The organism is Rothia sp. HMSC065G12, from assembly GCF_001811455.1.
GTDB classification, from domain to species: Bacteria; Actinomycetota; Actinomycetes; order Actinomycetales; family Micrococcaceae; genus Rothia; species Rothia dentocariosa.
Genome location: NZ_KV804798.1, coordinates 1 through 311 on the forward strand (window position 1 = coordinate 1; position 311 = coordinate 311).

Consider the following 311-nt stretch of genomic DNA (forward strand, 5'->3'; position numbering starts at 1 on the left):
TGTTTGCGTTCGCTGTATAGTTTTGAAACAACAAGCCTGGGCCCCGTTTTTTGTGGGGTGGGTTGTTGTTTGGTGGTTTTGCGGTGGTGATAGCTTGGGGGAAACGCCCAGTATCCTTTTCGAACCTGGTGAGCTAAGCCCTGTGGTGTTGATGGTACTGCATCTTGGTGGGTGTGGGAGAGTAGATGGCTGCCGCAATAAATATTTTGTTTAGAGGTAAGTATGGGTGGGGGTTTCCTGTGAGGGGGAGCTTTCGCTCATGCTTTTTGTGTTTAATTGTGGTTTTTACTCAACAACCCCAACCCGGTAGC

At 48.9% G+C, this 311-nt stretch carries 1 rRNA gene; it reads left to right on the plus strand.

Going from position 1 to position 311, the window contains the following annotated elements:
* The first annotated feature begins 79 nt into the window (after positions 1–79).
* A 5S ribosomal RNA gene (rrf, locus tag HMPREF2804_RS01585) occupies positions 80–198 on the plus strand.
* Positions 199–311: the final 113 nt, after the last annotated feature.